This window comes from uncultured Senegalimassilia sp., from assembly GCF_902464545.1.
In the GTDB taxonomy this organism is placed as follows: Bacteria; Actinomycetota; Coriobacteriia; order Coriobacteriales; family Eggerthellaceae; genus Senegalimassilia.
In genome coordinates this window covers 27269-43083 of record NZ_CABQJR010000014.1, presented here as the reverse complement: position 1 = coordinate 43083, position 15815 = coordinate 27269, and the positions used below count along the sequence as shown (strand labels likewise).

The window sequence follows — 15815 nt, the reverse complement described above, 5'->3', positions numbered from 1 at the left end:
GCGGCACCATCGATATCAACCGTTTATTGAACACGGAACATGGCTTCCTTTCGAACTCGAAGACGGCACAGCGCCTGCTACGGAGCAGCGCTTCCGTCGATTCAAACAGTCGAATGGTACCATTGGGAAACTTTGATAGCCAGAGCAAACTATCGGATATCGATTATTGTTACACAAGACTAATCTAAGCCGTGAAAAAGCCCGGCGTACGCCGGGCTAACCTGTTCGATATATTATTGCGGTCCGAAAATCCGCTTGCAGAGCAAGCGCGTCCAAGAGGACCTTCTACCGAACCTTCCGATTCTTCTCGTGCAACAAAATCAACCCTTTGAGCGTGAGCTGATCATCGGCAACCTCGATGCGTCGGGAAAGCCCGACCATGGCCTGGGCGTCATCGCCGGTGGCCACAACACGCGTTTCGTAGCCAAGTTCGTCCCATACCGCTTGAATCAAGCCATCGATGCGGGCGACTTCCCCGATCACGATGCCCGCCTGCATGGCATCGCGTGTGGATTTGCCGATCACGCTACGCGGCGCATGCAGCCCGATCACGGGAAGCTGGGCCGCAGCATCGGCCACAGCGCGGGCAGCCAAACGCAGACCCGGAGCGATAAGCCCGCCCTGCACGACGCCCGCATCATCGATGACCTCAAGCGTAGTTGCAGTCCCAAAGTCGACGACGATCAGCGGGAATCCATAGAGCTGCTTTGAGGCGACGCAATCCGCCACACGATCGGCGCCGAAATCGGCAGGGCTGTTCAGATGCAGCTTCAAACCGGATTTCAAACCCGGCCCCACCACCAAAGGGCGCACGCCGCAAAGCGCATACAAGGCTTCAACCCAAGCATCGGTAAGCCCGGGAACCACGGAGGCCACGATGGCGTCGCGAACCTGCCCATCGCAGCCGCGAACCTGCAAAAACGACGTCACGCACATGAGCGCTTCGTCTGCGGTCAAGCGATCGGGGGTGGTCACGCTCCAGGTGAAAACCAAATCCCCTTCGCAAGACAACCCAAGGTTAGTGACGGAATTCCCTACATCGACGGCAAGCACGAAACCCGATCCGCATTGGCCCGATCGCGCCATTACGCAACCGCCTTCCTCGCCTTGAACACCTTGAACGCGACCGCGCCGAGGAAGCCGCCGACAATGGCGAACGGCAGCCAGCTAAAGCCCAGGTCGGTGAAGGGAAGCTGTTTGATGGCGGGCAGCACACCACAGGTGTCGTCAAGCGTGGCGAGCAAACTGATGACGAACGCCCCGAGGGCGGCGCCCTTGATCGGCCACGTGGTGCCCATCCGCTTTTTGAACAGCACCATGACCACGCACACCATGAACGGCGGGCAGACGACGGACAAGATCGGGGCGGCAAACGCCACGATGGCGTTGAGCCCCAAGTTGCAGATGGCGAAGGACACCAACACAGTGACGATGACACCGGTGCGATACGAGATCTTGCCGTGCGTGGTGCGCTCGAAATACGATGCCGATGCGCCGGTAAGGCCGATGGCGGTGGTCAGGCACGCAAGCCCCACGATGATGCCGAGGATGACCACGCCGGTGTTGCCGAGCAGGTGCTTGGTGATCTCCACGATAAGCGTGGAGCGATCCATGCCGGCGCCGAAAGCAAGCGCGCTCGAAGCGCCCAGATAAGTCAACCCGCCGTAGATCACAGCCAGAAGGACACCGGCAACCACGGAAGCACCGGCGATGACCTTAAGCTGATCCTCGCGGCGCGTATAGCCGGCGGTGCGCGCAGCGTTCTCCATGACGATGGCGAAGCCGACGCAGGCGAGCACGTCCATAGCCTGGTAACCGGCCAAGATGCCATCCTGTGCAGCATGGTTGGAAAGCGGGGCCCCGATCTCGCCGAGCGGATGCACGATGCCGACCGCGATGATAACGAACACGCAGATGACCAACAGCGGGGTGAGCACCTTGCCGATGATGTTGACCAAACGCGTTTGGCGAATGGACAGCGCAAGCACCACCGCGAAGAACAGCGCGGAGAACACCAACATGTTCACGGAATCGCCGAACAACGGCACGATGGACATCTCATACGTGGTAGCAGCCGTACGCGGCTCCGCGATGATCATGCCCGTGCACAGGATGACAGCGGTATTGAGCACCAATCCCGGTACTCGGCCCAACGACCCTTCGACCGCCACGTTCGCGCCGCCGGCAGCGTTAAGCGCGAAGATGCCCAAACAGGAAAGCGCCACATCGATCAAGATGAAGCACAGAAAGCCGATCACCCAATCGGTTCCGCTTTCCATGCCCAGAAACGGCGGGAAGATCAGGTTTCCAGCACCGAAGAACATGGCGAACAGCGCCAATCCGGTAACCAAAGTGTTTTTCTTCAAGAATGCTCCTTTATGGATTTTCACTCGAATTTATTATTATGACGCAATCCGTTCGAAAAAAGAAGCAGGTAACTCGCTGCAATACCGAATCGTTGCCGCAAAAAAAGACCTGCAGGAGCAGGTCTTTTCCACTTGGTGCCTAGTTGAACTTGAAAATCCTCTGAGCCACATGGTACCCGGTGATGCCGATCTTGCGCCCCAGATTCGTGGGCAGATTCGTGCCCATATTCAACACGCTGTGCCTCACGCGGCGGTACACGTCGGAGTTGTTCTCCTTCAGATAGCGCCAAATCGCATCGCGCTCATCCTCGGCGTCGACGGTGTTGATCATGCGCAGGAAGATGCTGCAGATGCACATCATCATGGAAAGATAGTTCTCCATGTAGCGCTCCAGGCGCTTCTCGGGAACATCGCCGGGAAGCTGCACGGCGTCGATCATGATGCGCGTGACGCGCAGCTGCTGGTCGATGCGGCCCATCATGACCGACTCGTTGACGCTTTGGTCGTCGCGGCCGATGAAGTAGCGGTACATGTCCACGTCTAGGTAATAGATGGTCTTGACGTGCGGCAGCGGCACGTATACGAAGATGTTATCAACGTAGAAGGTGTGCTTGGGCAGCTGAAGACCCATGCCACGCAGCAGCTCGGTGCGGTAGATGACCGAGTGCATAAGCAGGTATTGGCTGGGGTTGAAATGCCCTACCTCGGACCAACCGAACTCGCGCCCCTCGGGGAACACGTTGCGGTAATGCATGATGGTGCGCGTGCTCTCGTGCACCTTCTCGTACACGTAATTGGCGATGACCAGATCGGTCGGAGCGCTGCGCCCGACTTGGCTGCGCACATATGCCATGACATCTTCCATAGCACGGCGATCAAGCCAGTCATCGGAGTCGACCACCTTGAAGTACAAGCCCGAGGCGTTTGCCAAACCGGTGTTCACCGCTTGCCCATGGCCGCCGTTCTCCTGGTGGACGGCCTTGATGATACCCGGATGGAGCTCCTCCCAGCGATCGGCCTTTTCCGCGGTGTCGTCTTTGACCGACCCATCATCGACGATGATGATCTCGATGTCATCGCAGCCCTTATCGCCCCCGCATGCAAGGATGGACTCGATGCACTTATCCATATATGCCGCGGAGTTATAGCACGGGATGGCGAAGGTGATGCTTTTCATGCCTGTCCTTTCCTGGAAACAACGGCGCGGATGCGGTTGGAAAACGCCGCCGTTCATATGGTTCGCCCGCCATTTTACCGGTAGCAGGCCGCGCAGCTGCCCTATGATGGGACAATATGGATAAAATCCAAGTGAACAGCTCGGGCGCAGCCGAAACCAAGCGCAAATCGAAAGACCGCGCCCGGCACATCGCGAAGAAAGGGTACGAACATGAGCTCGTTTTTGGACACCATGCTTGAGCGCGCCAAAGCCGACAAGCAGACCATCGTGCTACCCGAGGGCGACGACCCGCGCACGCTCGAAGCTGCCGAGACCATCTTGGCCCAAGGCGTCGCAAACCTGATCATCCTGGGCAACGTTGCCGCCATCAAGGAATCCGGCCGCGCGCTCGACGGTGCCACGCTGATCGACCCGCAGGACTCCGATCTGCACGACGAGTTCGCGAACACCCTGTATGAGCTGCGCAAGCACAAGGGCATGACCCTCGAGCAAGCCGCCGAGAAGGTGCGCGACGTGCTGTTCTTCGGCGTGCTCATGGTGAAGACCGGCCGCGCCGACGGCATGGTCTCCGGCGCATGCCACTCCACCGGCGACGTGCTGCGCCCCAGCCTGCAGATTCTCAAAACCGCCCCGGGCGTTAAGCTGGTTAGCAGCTTCTTCATCATGGTGGTGCCCAACTGCGAGTACGGCCAGAACGGCACGTTCCTGTTCAGCGACTGCGGCCTGGAGATCCAGCCCACCGCCGAGAAGCTCGCGCACATCGCCGTGAACTCCGCGCAGTCTTGGAAAACCCTTATCGGCACCGAGCCCGTGGTGGCCATGCTCTCCCACTCCACCTACGGCTCCGCCAAAAACGACGACGCGAACAAGGTGGTCGAGGCTGCCGCCATCGCCCGTGAGCTGGCACCTGAACTGGCGCTCGACGGCGAGCTGCAAGCCGATGCAGCCATGGTGCCCTCCGTGGGCGCATCGAAGGCCCCCGACAGCAAGGTGGCCGGCAAGGCGAACTGCCTGATCTTCCCCGACCTTGACGCAGGCAACATCGGCTACAAGCTGGTACAGCGTCTGGCGCACGCCGAGGCCTTCGGCCCGGTCACCCAGGGAATCGCGGCCCCGGTCAACGACCTATCCCGTGGCTGCAGCGCACATGACATCGTGGGCGTCATCGCCATCACGTGCGTGCAGGCCCAAGCGAAGAAGGCCACCGACGCGCAGTAGCCGAAGCCTGCGCGAAGGGGTTCGAGTAATCGGAACCTAGAACCGAAACCGAAGTGCCCCGCTTCCCGAACCGATCTCGAGGTTCGGGAAGCGGGGCCTTCTTGTCGAATCCGCAGATAGCCAGGCCGCTGAGAGGCTCACGCAAACCCGCATACCCCGAAGGCGCCGATGGCGGCCATCGGCGCATCTATCCGCAAAAGGGCGAACGCTCGTGACGCGCAAGATTCTACACGATGGCAGCCGCTATCCTAAAACGGTCAGTGAAATCAACGCTCAGCGTACGCAACTCTCGACCTGAATCTAAAAGAAAAGCCCTCTGACGAGGGCTTTTCAACAATAGATAAAAGCAGGGCCTTGCTGCTGCGCACGCAGAACGCTTTACGGCTGGATGCCGACCATCTGGTCGTGAACGATCTCGTAGGTATCGCGCGCGATCATGTACTCCTCGTTGGTAGGGATGATGATGATCTGCACCGCAGAATCATCGGTGGAGATGATGCGCTCGAAACCGCGATGACGGTTCTTCTCCTCATCGAGCACGATGCCCAAAGGCTGCAGACCGGAGAAGATCATGCGGCGCATCTTATCGCAGTTCTCGCCGACGCCGGCGGTCAGCACGATGGCATCCACGCCGCCCATGACGGCGATGTACTGGCCGATATACTTCTTCACCGAGTTGGAGAACATGTCGTATGCCAGCATAGCGCGCTCGTTGCCCTCTTCGGAGGCGGTGCGCACACTGCGCAGGTCGTTGGACACGCCGGAAATGCCCAGCAAGCCCGACTGCTTGTTCATGAGGTTGTTCATTTCCTCGGCGGTCAGGTTCTCGTGATCCATGACGAACGGCACGATGGCCGGGTCGATGGCGCCGCAGCGGGTGCCCATCATCAAACCGTCAAGCGGGGTGAGGCCCATGGAGGTATCCACGGCCACACCATGGTCGATCGCCGATGCCGAGCAGCCGTTGCCCAGATGCAGCGTGATCAGCTTCAGATCCTCAAGGGGCTCGTCGAGCACCGCGGCGGCACGCTCGGAAATATAGCGATGCGAAGTGCCGTGCGCACCGTACTTGCGGATGGCATACTTCTCGTACAGCTCATAAGGGAGCGGGTACATGTACGCCTTCGGCGGCAACGTGGTGAAGAACGAGGTATCGAACACGGCAACCATGGGGATGCCGGGCATGTGCTTCATGCAAGCATGGATGCCCATAAGCGCCGCACCGTTGTGCAAAGGCGCCAGCTCGGCAAGCTCGTCGATCTTCGCGATGACATCGTCATCGATGAGAACGGAACGATCGAAGTATTTGCCGCCCTGCACGATGCGGTGACCGACGGCATCGATCTCGGACAGCGAAGCAATAGCGGCGTCCTCGCCCGAGACCAGGGATTCCAGCACGAGCGCCATAGCGTCGTCGTGGTCTGCCATCTTCGCGTCGATGACCACTTCGTTATCGTCAAGACCGTGCTTGTGGAACGCCTCGGCCGAACCGACGCGCTCGCAAATGCCCTTGGCCATGAGCGTATGCGTTTCAACATTGATAAGCTGGTACTTCAGCGAAGATGAACCCGCATTGATAACCAAAACGTTCAACGGCCTGCCTCCTTACACAAAAGATTTCGAGCCCTCATTGTAGTGGCAAAACACGCAGCACGTTGCCGCAAGCGGCCCCCGCGCTGCACTCTGTCGGCAAGCGGCGCTACGAAAGCGTGGTGTCGCGCTGCTCGTCCGACACCTCCGGCTCAAGCTGGCCCATAAGCACGTCGACCTTCTGCTGTGCCGTGGCCAAGCGGCCCTGAAGCGCGCGCAGCAGCGCAACCCCACGCTCATAGCTGGCAAGGCTGTCCTCCAGCTCGAGCGTGTTGGATTCAAGCACGCCGACGATGCCGTCCAGCTCGGCCATGGCCTCGCGAAAGGTCAGGTCCTCGACCGGTTTCAAACTTTCATTGCCCATATCATGATTCCTTCCCTGTAAAGCCATCTTCATCGGCGCGCCGGACCCCCGACACGCCGCACTCGATCACGCCGTCCGATACCGTCACGTCAAGCTTCTGCCCCGCCTGGGCTTGCTCGACCGATTTCACCACGCCACCGTCGCCGTCACGGGCGATCGAGTAACCCCTGCCGAGAACCGCCAGCGGCGATAGCGCATCAAGCTGCGCGGCCGAAAGGCCCGCCTGTCGGCGAAACGGCTCGAGCAGCTGGCAGCCCGCCGCGCGCAAACGCCGCTGTTCGTGATCGAGCGCAACGCGTTGCCGCTCGCATGCCTGCGGCAACGCCCGTATCAGCCGTTCGCGAGCGCGTTGCGTTTGCGTCGTCGGCGCGTCGACGACCTGCGAAAGCGCATGCGTCAAGCGCTCGCGTTGTCGCTGAACGGCGGCTGCATCGAGGGCCAAGACGCTGGGAAGCGCCGAACCCAAACGCTCACGCAAGCGATCGACCTGCGCACGGTCGCGATCCAGGCTAGAGGGCAGCGCCCTTGCCAGCCTGTCGGCGTACAAATCGACACCCTGCGCCGAAGCCGCCAGCAAAGCGTTAGGGTCGCAAAAGACCGGGCGGCTGGCAATGCGTCCAACTTGCGCGGCGCTGCCCTCAAGAGCACGCCGAATGCAGGTATCCAAGCTGCCGCGACGCGCACCGAAGAGCGCATCAAGGTTCTCGCGGGCGGGGCTCACCGCCTCGGCGGCGGCCGTGGGCGTTGAGGCGCGCACATCGGCGACCATGTCGGCGATAGACGTGTCTGGTTCATGTCCGATGCCCGTAACCACCGGCACGGGGCATTTGACGATCATACGGGCCAAGAACTCGTCGTTGAACGGCATAAGGTCCTCATACGATCCGCCGCCGCGCACCACGAGCACCACCTCGGCGCCGGCGTGGACCACGGCGCGCATGCCCTCCACGATGCCGGCCGGGGCCTGCGGACCCTCCACCGCCACGCCGGAGAACAATACCCGCGCCACAGGGAAACGGCGGCGCAACGTGCGCAGCACATCGTGCACCGCATCGCCGCGCGGGCTTGTGACCAAGCCGATGGTAAGCGGATATGCAGGCAAGGGCAGCTTTCGCGCGGGATCCGCAAGGCCTTCGGCTGACAGCTTCCGGGCAAGGTTGGCCACCTGCAAGCGCAATTGGCCCTCGCCCACCGGCGCCAACGAGAACACGTCGAAATTCATGCGACCCTTGGCCGCATACAGCGTGAACCTGCCCGTCAGCTCCACCAGCTGGCCGACCGCCACCTGCACGCCGGCGGCGCGGAAGCGGTTGTTCCACATCATGCACGGAAGGCTTGCCGACTTGTCCTTGACCGTGAAGTACACGGCCTTGTATCCGGGCTTGTTCGACAGCTCGGAAATCTCACCGACCAGGCGCACCGTCACGCCTTCGAGCGCCCCTTTCGCCAGCTGCATGGCAGCGGACACCGATAAGGCGCGCGAAGCGGATCCCTGCGTTGCAGCTCCCCCGTTACGCGAAGCCGCGTTCGCACCCGCCGCCTTATGCGCTCCGAACGCGGCAGCGCAGGCGCGGGCCGCCTCCTCGGCGTTTCGCGCCGAGCCCGAGGAAGTCCCCGAGCTAGCAAAAACGCCGCGGGGTTTGCCCGCGGCGCTGTTATATGATCGATCGTAGGCCACGTTGCTACTCGTCACGAGACTGCAGCAGCCACAGCAGCTGCAGAATGGACGTCAAAGCGGCGGCAACGTAGGTGAGCGCGCAAGCGCGCAGCACGGAATACGCCCCACCCTGCTCGGCCTGCGAGATGCCCTGGGTCTTGAGATACGCAAGGCCGCGACGCGATGCATCGAACTCGACGGGCAGCGTGACCAGCTGGAACAGCACCACCACGGCGTACATGATGATGGCAAGCGTGGTAAGGCCCGACAGCTGCATGAAGATGCCGAACATCAGCAGGAACACCCAGGCGTTGGACGCGAAGTTCACCGCCGGCACCAATGCGCCGCGGATTTTCATGGGAGCATACCCCTGCGCGAACTGGATGGCGTGGCCGGCCTCGTGGCATGCCGTGGCGATGGCGGTGATGGAGGTTCCGCCGAACGCATCAGGGTCCAAGGTGATGGAGTTGCTGCGAGGGTCGAAATGGTCCTGCTGCGGGCCGCCGCGGTAAACCTGCACGCCGTGGACGCCGTTTGCGGCAAGCATCATCTCGGCCATCTGCGCGCCGGTGACGCGCGTGGACGCGGGGACGTGCAGGTATTTGTTGATCTGGCGGTTGACGTACCACGATGCGCCCATGCCGATGACCATGGTAACGACGATCAGACTTAAATAGCTCATGCTCATGTGGGTGATGCAACTCCTATCGAAAGCGTACGGCGCATGCCCTGCGCCCCGGGGCGCGGCCGCAAGGCGGCGCGCTTGGCTCAATGAACCAAAAGTATACCGAAGCGAAACCCCTTGCCCTCGGCTCCACGAATGTTCCCGCGAAACGTTCGCAATCCGTTACCGGAAACGCAACGCGGCGACGCGTTAGCTACTCTTCGCCATCCAGGCGCGTGACGCGCAGATCATGGCCGTTCAAGGACAGCACGAGCTTGCCCTCGAGCAGCTCGATGAGCTCCTCGCCCACGAGCGCCCGGCGCCAGCCGCGCAGAAGGTCGATGCCCTGACGATATCCGCGAGCCATGCGCACCAGGTCATCGTGGCTTGCCAGCGTGGGGAACGCCACGCCGTTCTCCTTGGCGCGCAGGCGCACGAGCGCGCTCATAAGGTCGAGCGGAGCATCCACGTTGGGCTCGTTTCGGCCGCTGCGATCAAGCTCGGGCCAGCTTTGCGGCCCGGATTCCAACGCCTTCTTCATAAGCCCGGCAACCGTTCGGGCATCGCGCGTGTTGAGCTTCTCGCGCATGCCGCGCACCATGAACAGCTCGTCGATGGTGCGGGCCTCGCGCTTGCACGCCTCGACGATCTGCTCGTCGGTGATGACCCATTTGCGCGGAACGTTGCGCTTCTGCGCCGTGACCTCGCGCCATGCGGCCACCTCGCGCGCCGCGGCCAGCTGCTTTCGCGAAAGCTGGCCGACGCGCTTGAGCCTGCGGTAGCGTTCGCGTTCATCGGATTCGAAGCGCGCGGGATCGCGCATCTCGGCGAACTCGGGGTCGAGCCAATGAAGGCGCCCTTGTCGCTCCAATTCTTGCTTCATATGCTCGTACATGCGGGGAAGGTAGATGACATCGTCGGCAGCATAGCGCAGCTGGGATTCCGACAGGGGGCGACGCGACCAGTCGGTGAAGGAATCGACCTTCTTGAGCGCCACGCCGCACTCGGCGCCGACCAGGGCGCCGTAGCCGATCTGCTGCGTGTGCCCCAACAGCGCCGCCGCCACCTGCGTGTCGAACAGCGGCTGCGGAAGCACGCCCACCTCGTGCCACAAGATCTCAAGGTCCTGCCCGCCGGAGTGCAGCACCTTCATGACGCCGGCATCCTCGAGAAGCGGGGCCAGCACATGCAGATCCTCTATGCAAAACGGGTCGACCACCGCCACCTCGTCGTCGGTGGCGAATTGGATCAAGCACAGGCGCGCATAATAGGTCTTCTCGCGTAAAAACTCGGTGTCGATGGCAAGGACGCTTGAGCGGCGTGCTCGCTCGACGAACGCCTCCAGTGCTTCTTGATCTTCGATATACACCCGGTAATTCCTCACGTTCATATCGTTGTGCTTTATGATGTAAGAATACCGCAACGGAAGGGAAAACCGTGAAACTGCTTGTCATCAACAACCTGGCATCGGGATACGGCGAAGGAGCCATCTACGATTTCATGCGCAGCTTCGCCGCGGACGGCGACGACATCTGCATGCGCTGCACCAACGGCACCACCCCGATAAGCACGCTGCTCGACGATGCGAAGGACTTCGATGCCGTGATCGCGTCGGGCGGCGACGGCACCGTGGCCACGGTGTGCTACCTGCTGGCCAACACCGGCATACCCGTGTTGCCCTTCCCCGCAGGCACGGCCAATCTGCTGGCCCTCAACCTTGCAAGCCCGCTCGAGCCCCATGCGCTTGCAAAGATTGTGCGCGCCGGGCAGACCCTTGATTTCGACATGGGCGAGATCTGCGTGGACGGCAAGCGCTTCGGTTTCTCCATCATGGCCGGAGCGGGTTATGACGCCGTCATCATGCGCGGGGCCCAGCGCGGCAAGCGTCTGTTCGGCCCCATGGCCTACCTCCAGTCGGCGGTGGCCAACGCCATGCCGCAGCAGTCGAAGTTCACGCTCACCCTGGACGGCCGTCAGGTGCAAAGCGAGGGCCTCGGAGTGTTGCTGGTGAACTTCAGCAAAATCCAGTTCGATATCACGGTCACGCACGACAACAAGCCGCGAGACGGCGAGTTCGACGTGGTGGTGCTGAAAGCAAAGACCGCATTCGACCTGATACCGGCCGCCATCGCAGGCCTTTTGGATCGAGACGGCGAATTCCCCGACCGCACGGATGCGCTCGAGCTCTTCCGCGCCAAGGAGGTCACGATCGAAGCCGACCCAGCCATGGAAGTCCAATACGACGGCGAGGCCACCGGCCTTTCCACGCCGTTTTCCGCGCGGATCCTGCCCAGGGCCACGCGCCTGTTCATCTCCGATGAAGGCTACTCGCAGTTCAAGAAACAGTAGCGCCGCAAGACGGATGAGGCCCTGCAGGTTCGATCCTGCAGGGCCTCATCCTTTCGGGCTTACCACCCGAAACCACCACGCAGACGCTATCCCGCGAAAGAGCCCGTCGCCCGCACACGGCGGCCGACGGGCGTTCAAGCTTGCCTTGACGCTATCAGGCTAGCCGTTCAGTGCCTCGCCCTTGCGAGGCTCGCCTTCGAGCTCCTCGTTCTTGCCGTGCTCGCTTTCCAGATCCTCGCTCTCACGCTCTTCCTTCCACTTCGCCAGGTTCGAGCTGTAGCGCATTTGGATAAGCTATCTATCACCTACTAACGTTCGCGAACAAGATTTACCTGACATTGCTCCGCAACGAAAAAAAAAAGGCCCCCGCCGAAGCGGGGGCATAAGATTAAGCGGCTTGCAGGCTGAAAGTAGTGACGCGCGAGCCGTTGCCGGCGAAGTCGTCCCAGCTGCCGCCGGTGTCGGTCAGGTCGTGCATGTTGGGCAGGCCGTTGACGTTGTACTCCGCGACCAGCCACCCCGTCTTGTTGGGGTCCTTGGTATCGTAGTAGCATCGCACGGCCGTGATGGGCGAGCCATCGCCAGCGCAGCCGTACATCAGGTCACCCTTGTCGTAGCCGTACACGGGATCAAGCCAGCCGGATGCTTCTGTGCACACCTGGTACCAGCCAGGCATGTCGATGGCAAGCCAACGGATGGGATCATAGCTGTTGCCCGCAAACGTATCGCCGGAGCCGCCGGTGTCCGTGTGGTCCACCATCTCGGGGAGCCACCAGCTGCCGGAGGGGTCAGTGGACGCGGCGTAGGTAATGGCTACGTCGCTCTGGTTGTACTCGGGATGCCAGTTAGTGTTAGACGTATCGCCAGCGCCGGACGGCGTGTAACCGCCGCCGATGTAGGCATTGACCGCCATCTTGAACTCGTCCCATGAGCGGCCATATTCCGCAAAGTAGCCAGTCGGGTCCGTATGGTCGGTGCCGCCCCAAATCCATGCGCAGTCGTTGTGCGACAACAGTCGGTCGATGCCCCAGCCTCGGCTGTTGAGGTAATCTCCCGCCCAGGCTACGGCCTGGTCCCACTGCGCCGAGAAATCCTCCCAGTTTGTCGCATGCGCCAGCTCGATGCCGACAGTGGCATAGTTGCCATTGCCGACATGCCAACAAAGTGCCCAGTCGGGCACCGTGTTGTAGACAACGGAGCCGTCCAGCTCCATGACGTAATGCACCGCATAGGTGTCATCACGCGACCACAGCAGCGTGTGATTGTAGGCGGATGCGCCGGGGTTGGCCGTCTCGTGGATGACAAGATATTGGGCATCGTTATACCCATGGCCATAGCTCACGGTATCTTCTACCTGCTCATACGCCAGAGCAGGAGTGGCGCACGCGATGACCAGCGCGACGGATGCCACGAACGCGGCAAGGCTAGCCTTGATGCTCTTATTCATCGCCGCCACCCACCTTAGCTTTGAGGGCGGACGCGCCGATCGCGGCGCCGATGAGGGCGCCTGCGGCGTTGAGCGTCAACACGATGCCATCGACGTTCGCCAACCCCCAGACGGGTCCGATCGTGCCGACGAACCATGCGCACGCGGGCAAAAGCAGCAGCCCCACCCACTTGAGGACGTCGTACGCCTTATCGGGGATGAGCCAGTCGGGCACGCTCTCGTTTTGGTCTTTAGCCATATGACACTTCCTTCCAAACAAAAAGGCCGCTTTCGCGGCCTGGTCGGTTAACAGATATTCGGTTTCGTCTATTCGTCTATGACGGGCGTTCGCATCGAATCATCGAACATGCGCGTGCCGGTGCCGTTGCCGTCTATGCCGTGGTACGCGCCGTAGACGTTCTCGAGGTGCCTGCGGTTCGCGACCGTCATGCCGCCGTTCGCCATGGCCTCGGCATGGATGTTCTTCAGCTCGCGCCACAGCAGGGCGCGCATGCCGTCTCGCATCGCCTTGTCCTGGTCGATGGCCTTTCGCGACTTCGTGCGGACGGACGCGACCACTGCGGCCACGATCGCCCCGACGACGCCGGACACCGCTGATGTGACTGCGGCGGTGGCCGCGATTGCGTCAACGCTCACCAACCTACTCGCCTGCGCCTTCGCAGGCGGCTGCAAGCTGCTCTTCCAGCTCGTTGATTTTCGCACGATATCCCTGGCGGGCCTTCTCGGTCGGCGCGTACTCCTCATCGCTCAGCGCGCCGTCCGCGTGCTTGAGCGCCTTGTAGTCGGTCTGAGCCAGCAGGTTCTTCAGCGCCGTGATTTCCGCCTCGATTCGGCGTGTCTCTTCGTTCATCGTTACCTCTTTTCGTCGTGAAACAAATACTTGAACAGGGCATCCGTGGAGAGCACCGTATCGTGCGCATCCAGATGCTTCATGCTTCCGCGCCAGCTTTGGTAGCTGCTCGCGGCATCCTCGTACGTCAGCGCGCCCTTGCGGTAAAGCCCGGCCATGCGCTTCATCTTGCGGCGCTCGCGGGTTACGGCATCCCGGGACGGCCTCACGACCACGCGCCCGGTCTCGGAATAGAAGAACCTCTTCTTGAGCCATACGAATCCGCGAGACAGCTTGACTATGCGCGTCTTGGTCGGATGCAGGGTCAGCCCGATCTCTGCGCACTTGCGCTCGATGAGCATCAGGCAAACCTGCAGGTATTCCTTGGATTCGTGTATGCAATAGGAATCGTCCATGTACCGCCCGAACGCGTTTACGCCCAGCATCTCCGCTATGTAATGGTCGATGCCGTTTTGGTAGCACACCGCCAGAACCTGGTCGGGTTCGGAGCCTAGCCCCAGCCCGCGCCCGCCGTGCGCGTCCACGAACAGCCCGGCAAGGGCCACGGCGCCCGCATCGGGGACGGCGTTGGCCACGAGCCGCTTGGCGCAGCCGTGCAGAAGCGAGTCGAAGTACCCCGCATCGTCCATGAGCAGGATGTAGCCATCGCGCCCCCGCTTGCGCCAGTTGGCGGCGAGGTGCCTTTTCATGAGCCTAATTGAGTATTCGGTGCCGCGCCCCTCTATGTTGGCGGCGTTGGAGTATGTGGCGGTAGGCACCAGCGCGGGCGTGAGCACGTTTCTCGTGAGCGATTTCTGCACCACGCGCTCGCTTATCCTCGGCGCGCTGATATGGCGGACCTTTCCGCGCTCCACCACGTCGAACCTTGTAAAGCCGCGCCTGACGTCGCGACCGGCCAGCATGTCGTCGCGCGTCCTGGCGGCGTTGAGCAGATAGTAGGCCATGTAACGCTGCACGGAGTGCTTCCACATGACCCCGCGCGCCGCCCTGCGCGATGCGCTGACGAGAGAATCCATGGATGCAACGTTTGCCAGCGTGCACGATTTCGTGCGCTCTGCCTTGGCGCGGGCGCGCTTCTCCTGACGGCGCTTGCGCCGGGCTTCCCGCCTTTCCTCGGATGTCATAGAGAGCGCCCCGCGCAGCTCGCATTGCGGCTCGCCAGCTGCTTGACGGCAGGCCATGAAACGCAGCCGAGCCGCTGATTGCTGCGCCATGCAAGCAGCGTCCGGCCTCCGTCGCGGGGCGCGTGTTTACGGGCTGCGCCCGATGGTCGCGCCCTCCTTCCTTCACATGCCCTGCGTTCGCTCTCGCTACTTGGTCTGGCTATGGGGGAATCCGACACGGGGACGAATCCAGTCGTTCGAAGCGCCAGCGTAGTTGGCGTTACCGTTGTTGTTGACGTAGCACGCGTTGGCGGAAGAGCCACCGGCTGCGGAGCGCAACCACCAGTTGTACCGACAAACAGGACGTGACCGCCGCCCATTATAGCAACTCCAGCTGCACGGCATGGCCGCTCAACCGAACGGATGGCGCGGATACCTCATCTTGCGTCGCAAGCTGCATATCCTCCGCCTTCTTCGCCTCAAGGCGCTCAAGCTCGGCGGTTGCCGCTGCTATGCGGTCATCGAGCGTCTGCTGGCCCAGGATGCGCACCTTCTTTCGCGCGCCCTTGAGCAGCTTCAGCTCTTCGTCTATGAGCATCATCAGCCGATAGAACCTTGCCGCCGGGCCTTGCGGCTCACCGTCCGGCGCGCTCGGCATGCCTTCCACCACGCCCATATCGAGCAGGCATTGCATGTCTTGCACGAGCTGGTTGCAATCGGCTATGGCAAGCGTCAAGTAGCGGCGGCGCTCCGCCGCGTTGAAGCTGTTGGACGGATAGAACGCATCGGATCGCACTATGTTGTAGACGAGGCTCCTGGCCGTCTCCACGGTCGGCACCGCGTTAAGCAGCCGATACGACTTCGGCACTACTTTCGAGTTTGCCATCAGCTTGTTGGTTTCGGTTCGGATAGCTATCGCTACCGAGAAGAACTTGAACTCGGAAACCTTGCGGTTTCGCTTCAAGACTCCGCTCACGTGGCACCCCCCCTATTCAATGCAGAGAAGAAGCCGCCCGCTTCGCGGGCGGCT

The 15815-nt window shown here is 61.6% G+C and carries 18 protein-coding genes; 2 read left to right on the top strand and 16 right to left on the bottom strand.

Annotated elements, in window-relative coordinates:
• Positions 1–285: 285 nt before the first annotated feature.
• From RDW26_RS05450 to RDW26_RS05440, 3 genes are all read right to left on the bottom strand, one after another.
• Entirely contained in the window at positions 286–1086 is an 801-nt protein-coding gene (locus tag RDW26_RS05450; protein ID WP_307982815.1) for a type III pantothenate kinase, read from the bottom strand.
• A complete protein-coding gene (brnQ, locus tag RDW26_RS05445) occupies positions 1086–2366 on the bottom strand; it encodes a branched-chain amino acid transport system II carrier protein (protein ID WP_307982814.1) in 1281 nt (426 codons plus the stop codon). The genes RDW26_RS05450 and brnQ overlap by 1 nt, the downstream gene beginning before the upstream one ends.
• A gap of 139 nt (positions 2367–2505) precedes the next feature.
• Positions 2506–3543: a glycosyltransferase family 2 protein gene (locus RDW26_RS05440; protein WP_294414750.1), complete on the bottom strand. Its 1038-nt coding sequence runs from the start codon at positions 3541–3543 to the stop codon at positions 2506–2508.
• 210 nt (positions 3544–3753) lie between these two features.
• Between RDW26_RS05440 and pta the strand changes: the two genes are divergently transcribed.
• On the top strand, positions 3754–4761 hold the full coding sequence (gene pta, locus RDW26_RS05435; RefSeq protein WP_307982813.1) for a phosphate acetyltransferase: 1008 nt from the start codon (positions 3754–3756) through the stop codon (positions 4759–4761).
• A 378-nt stretch (positions 4762–5139) separates the two neighbouring features.
• On the opposite strand, the gene RDW26_RS05430 is transcribed toward pta, so the two are convergent.
• From RDW26_RS05430 to rnd, 5 genes are all read right to left on the bottom strand, one after another.
• Entirely contained in the window at positions 5140–6354 is a 1215-nt protein-coding gene (locus RDW26_RS05430; protein ID WP_307982812.1) for an acetate kinase, read from the bottom strand.
• Positions 6355–6460: 106 nt separating this feature from the next.
• On the bottom strand, positions 6461–6715 hold the full coding sequence (gene xseB / locus RDW26_RS05425; protein WP_294414753.1) for an exodeoxyribonuclease VII small subunit: 255 nt from the start codon (positions 6713–6715) through the stop codon (positions 6461–6463).
• A 1-nt stretch (position 6716) separates the two neighbouring features.
• Positions 6717–8183: an exodeoxyribonuclease VII large subunit gene (xseA, locus tag RDW26_RS05420; RefSeq protein WP_307982826.1), complete on the bottom strand. Its 1467-nt coding sequence runs from the start codon at positions 8181–8183 to the stop codon at positions 6717–6719.
• A 214-nt stretch (positions 8184–8397) separates the two neighbouring features.
• Positions 8398–9060, bottom strand: coding sequence for a zinc metallopeptidase (locus tag RDW26_RS05415; protein ID WP_294165428.1), 663 nt, complete (start codon positions 9058–9060; stop codon positions 8398–8400).
• A gap of 190 nt (positions 9061–9250) precedes the next feature.
• Positions 9251–10405, bottom strand: a complete 1155-nt coding sequence (gene rnd / locus RDW26_RS05410; RefSeq protein ID WP_307982811.1) for a ribonuclease D — start codon at positions 10403–10405, stop codon at positions 9251–9253.
• A gap of 68 nt (positions 10406–10473) precedes the next feature.
• On the opposite strand from rnd, the gene RDW26_RS05405 reads away from it, so the two are divergent.
• Positions 10474–11385 carry a diacylglycerol kinase family protein gene (locus tag RDW26_RS05405; protein WP_307982810.1) on the top strand — a complete coding sequence of 304 codons (912 nt, stop codon included), beginning with the start codon at positions 10474–10476 and terminating at the stop codon, positions 11383–11385.
• Positions 11386–11544: 159 nt separating this feature from the next.
• Here RDW26_RS05405 and RDW26_RS05400 read toward each other — a convergent pair whose 3' ends face one another.
• From RDW26_RS05400 to RDW26_RS05370, 8 genes are all read right to left on the bottom strand, one after another.
• On the bottom strand, positions 11545–11670 hold the full coding sequence (locus RDW26_RS05400; RefSeq protein WP_307982809.1) for a hypothetical protein: 126 nt from the start codon (positions 11668–11670) through the stop codon (positions 11545–11547).
• A gap of 103 nt (positions 11671–11773) precedes the next feature.
• A complete protein-coding gene (locus RDW26_RS05395; protein ID WP_307982808.1) occupies positions 11774–12832 on the bottom strand; it encodes a peptidoglycan recognition family protein in 1059 nt (352 codons plus the stop codon).
• A complete protein-coding gene (locus tag RDW26_RS05390) occupies positions 12825–13070 on the bottom strand; it encodes a phage holin (RefSeq protein WP_288577758.1) in 246 nt (81 codons plus the stop codon). The genes RDW26_RS05395 and RDW26_RS05390 overlap by 8 nt, the downstream gene beginning before the upstream one ends.
• 68 nt (positions 13071–13138) lie before the next feature.
• Entirely contained in the window at positions 13139–13468 is a 330-nt protein-coding gene (locus RDW26_RS05385) for a hypothetical protein (RefSeq protein WP_307979946.1), read from the bottom strand.
• 4 nt (positions 13469–13472) lie between these two features.
• A complete protein-coding gene (locus RDW26_RS05380) occupies positions 13473–13682 on the bottom strand; it encodes a hypothetical protein (RefSeq protein ID WP_307979947.1) in 210 nt (69 codons plus the stop codon).
• A 2-nt stretch (positions 13683–13684) separates the two neighbouring features.
• On the bottom strand, positions 13685–14896 hold the full coding sequence (locus RDW26_RS05375; RefSeq protein ID WP_307982807.1) for an RNA-directed DNA polymerase: 1212 nt from the start codon (positions 14894–14896) through the stop codon (positions 13685–13687).
• 96 nt (positions 14897–14992) lie between these two features.
• A complete protein-coding gene (locus tag RDW26_RS09130; RefSeq protein ID WP_374110310.1) occupies positions 14993–15190 on the bottom strand; it encodes a DUF6273 domain-containing protein in 198 nt (65 codons plus the stop codon).
• Positions 15165–15761 (bottom strand): hypothetical protein, encoded by a 597-nt coding sequence (locus tag RDW26_RS05370; protein ID WP_307979950.1) that lies wholly within the window; start codon positions 15759–15761, stop codon positions 15165–15167. The genes RDW26_RS09130 and RDW26_RS05370 overlap by 26 nt, the downstream gene beginning before the upstream one ends.
• Positions 15762–15815: the final 54 nt, after the last annotated feature.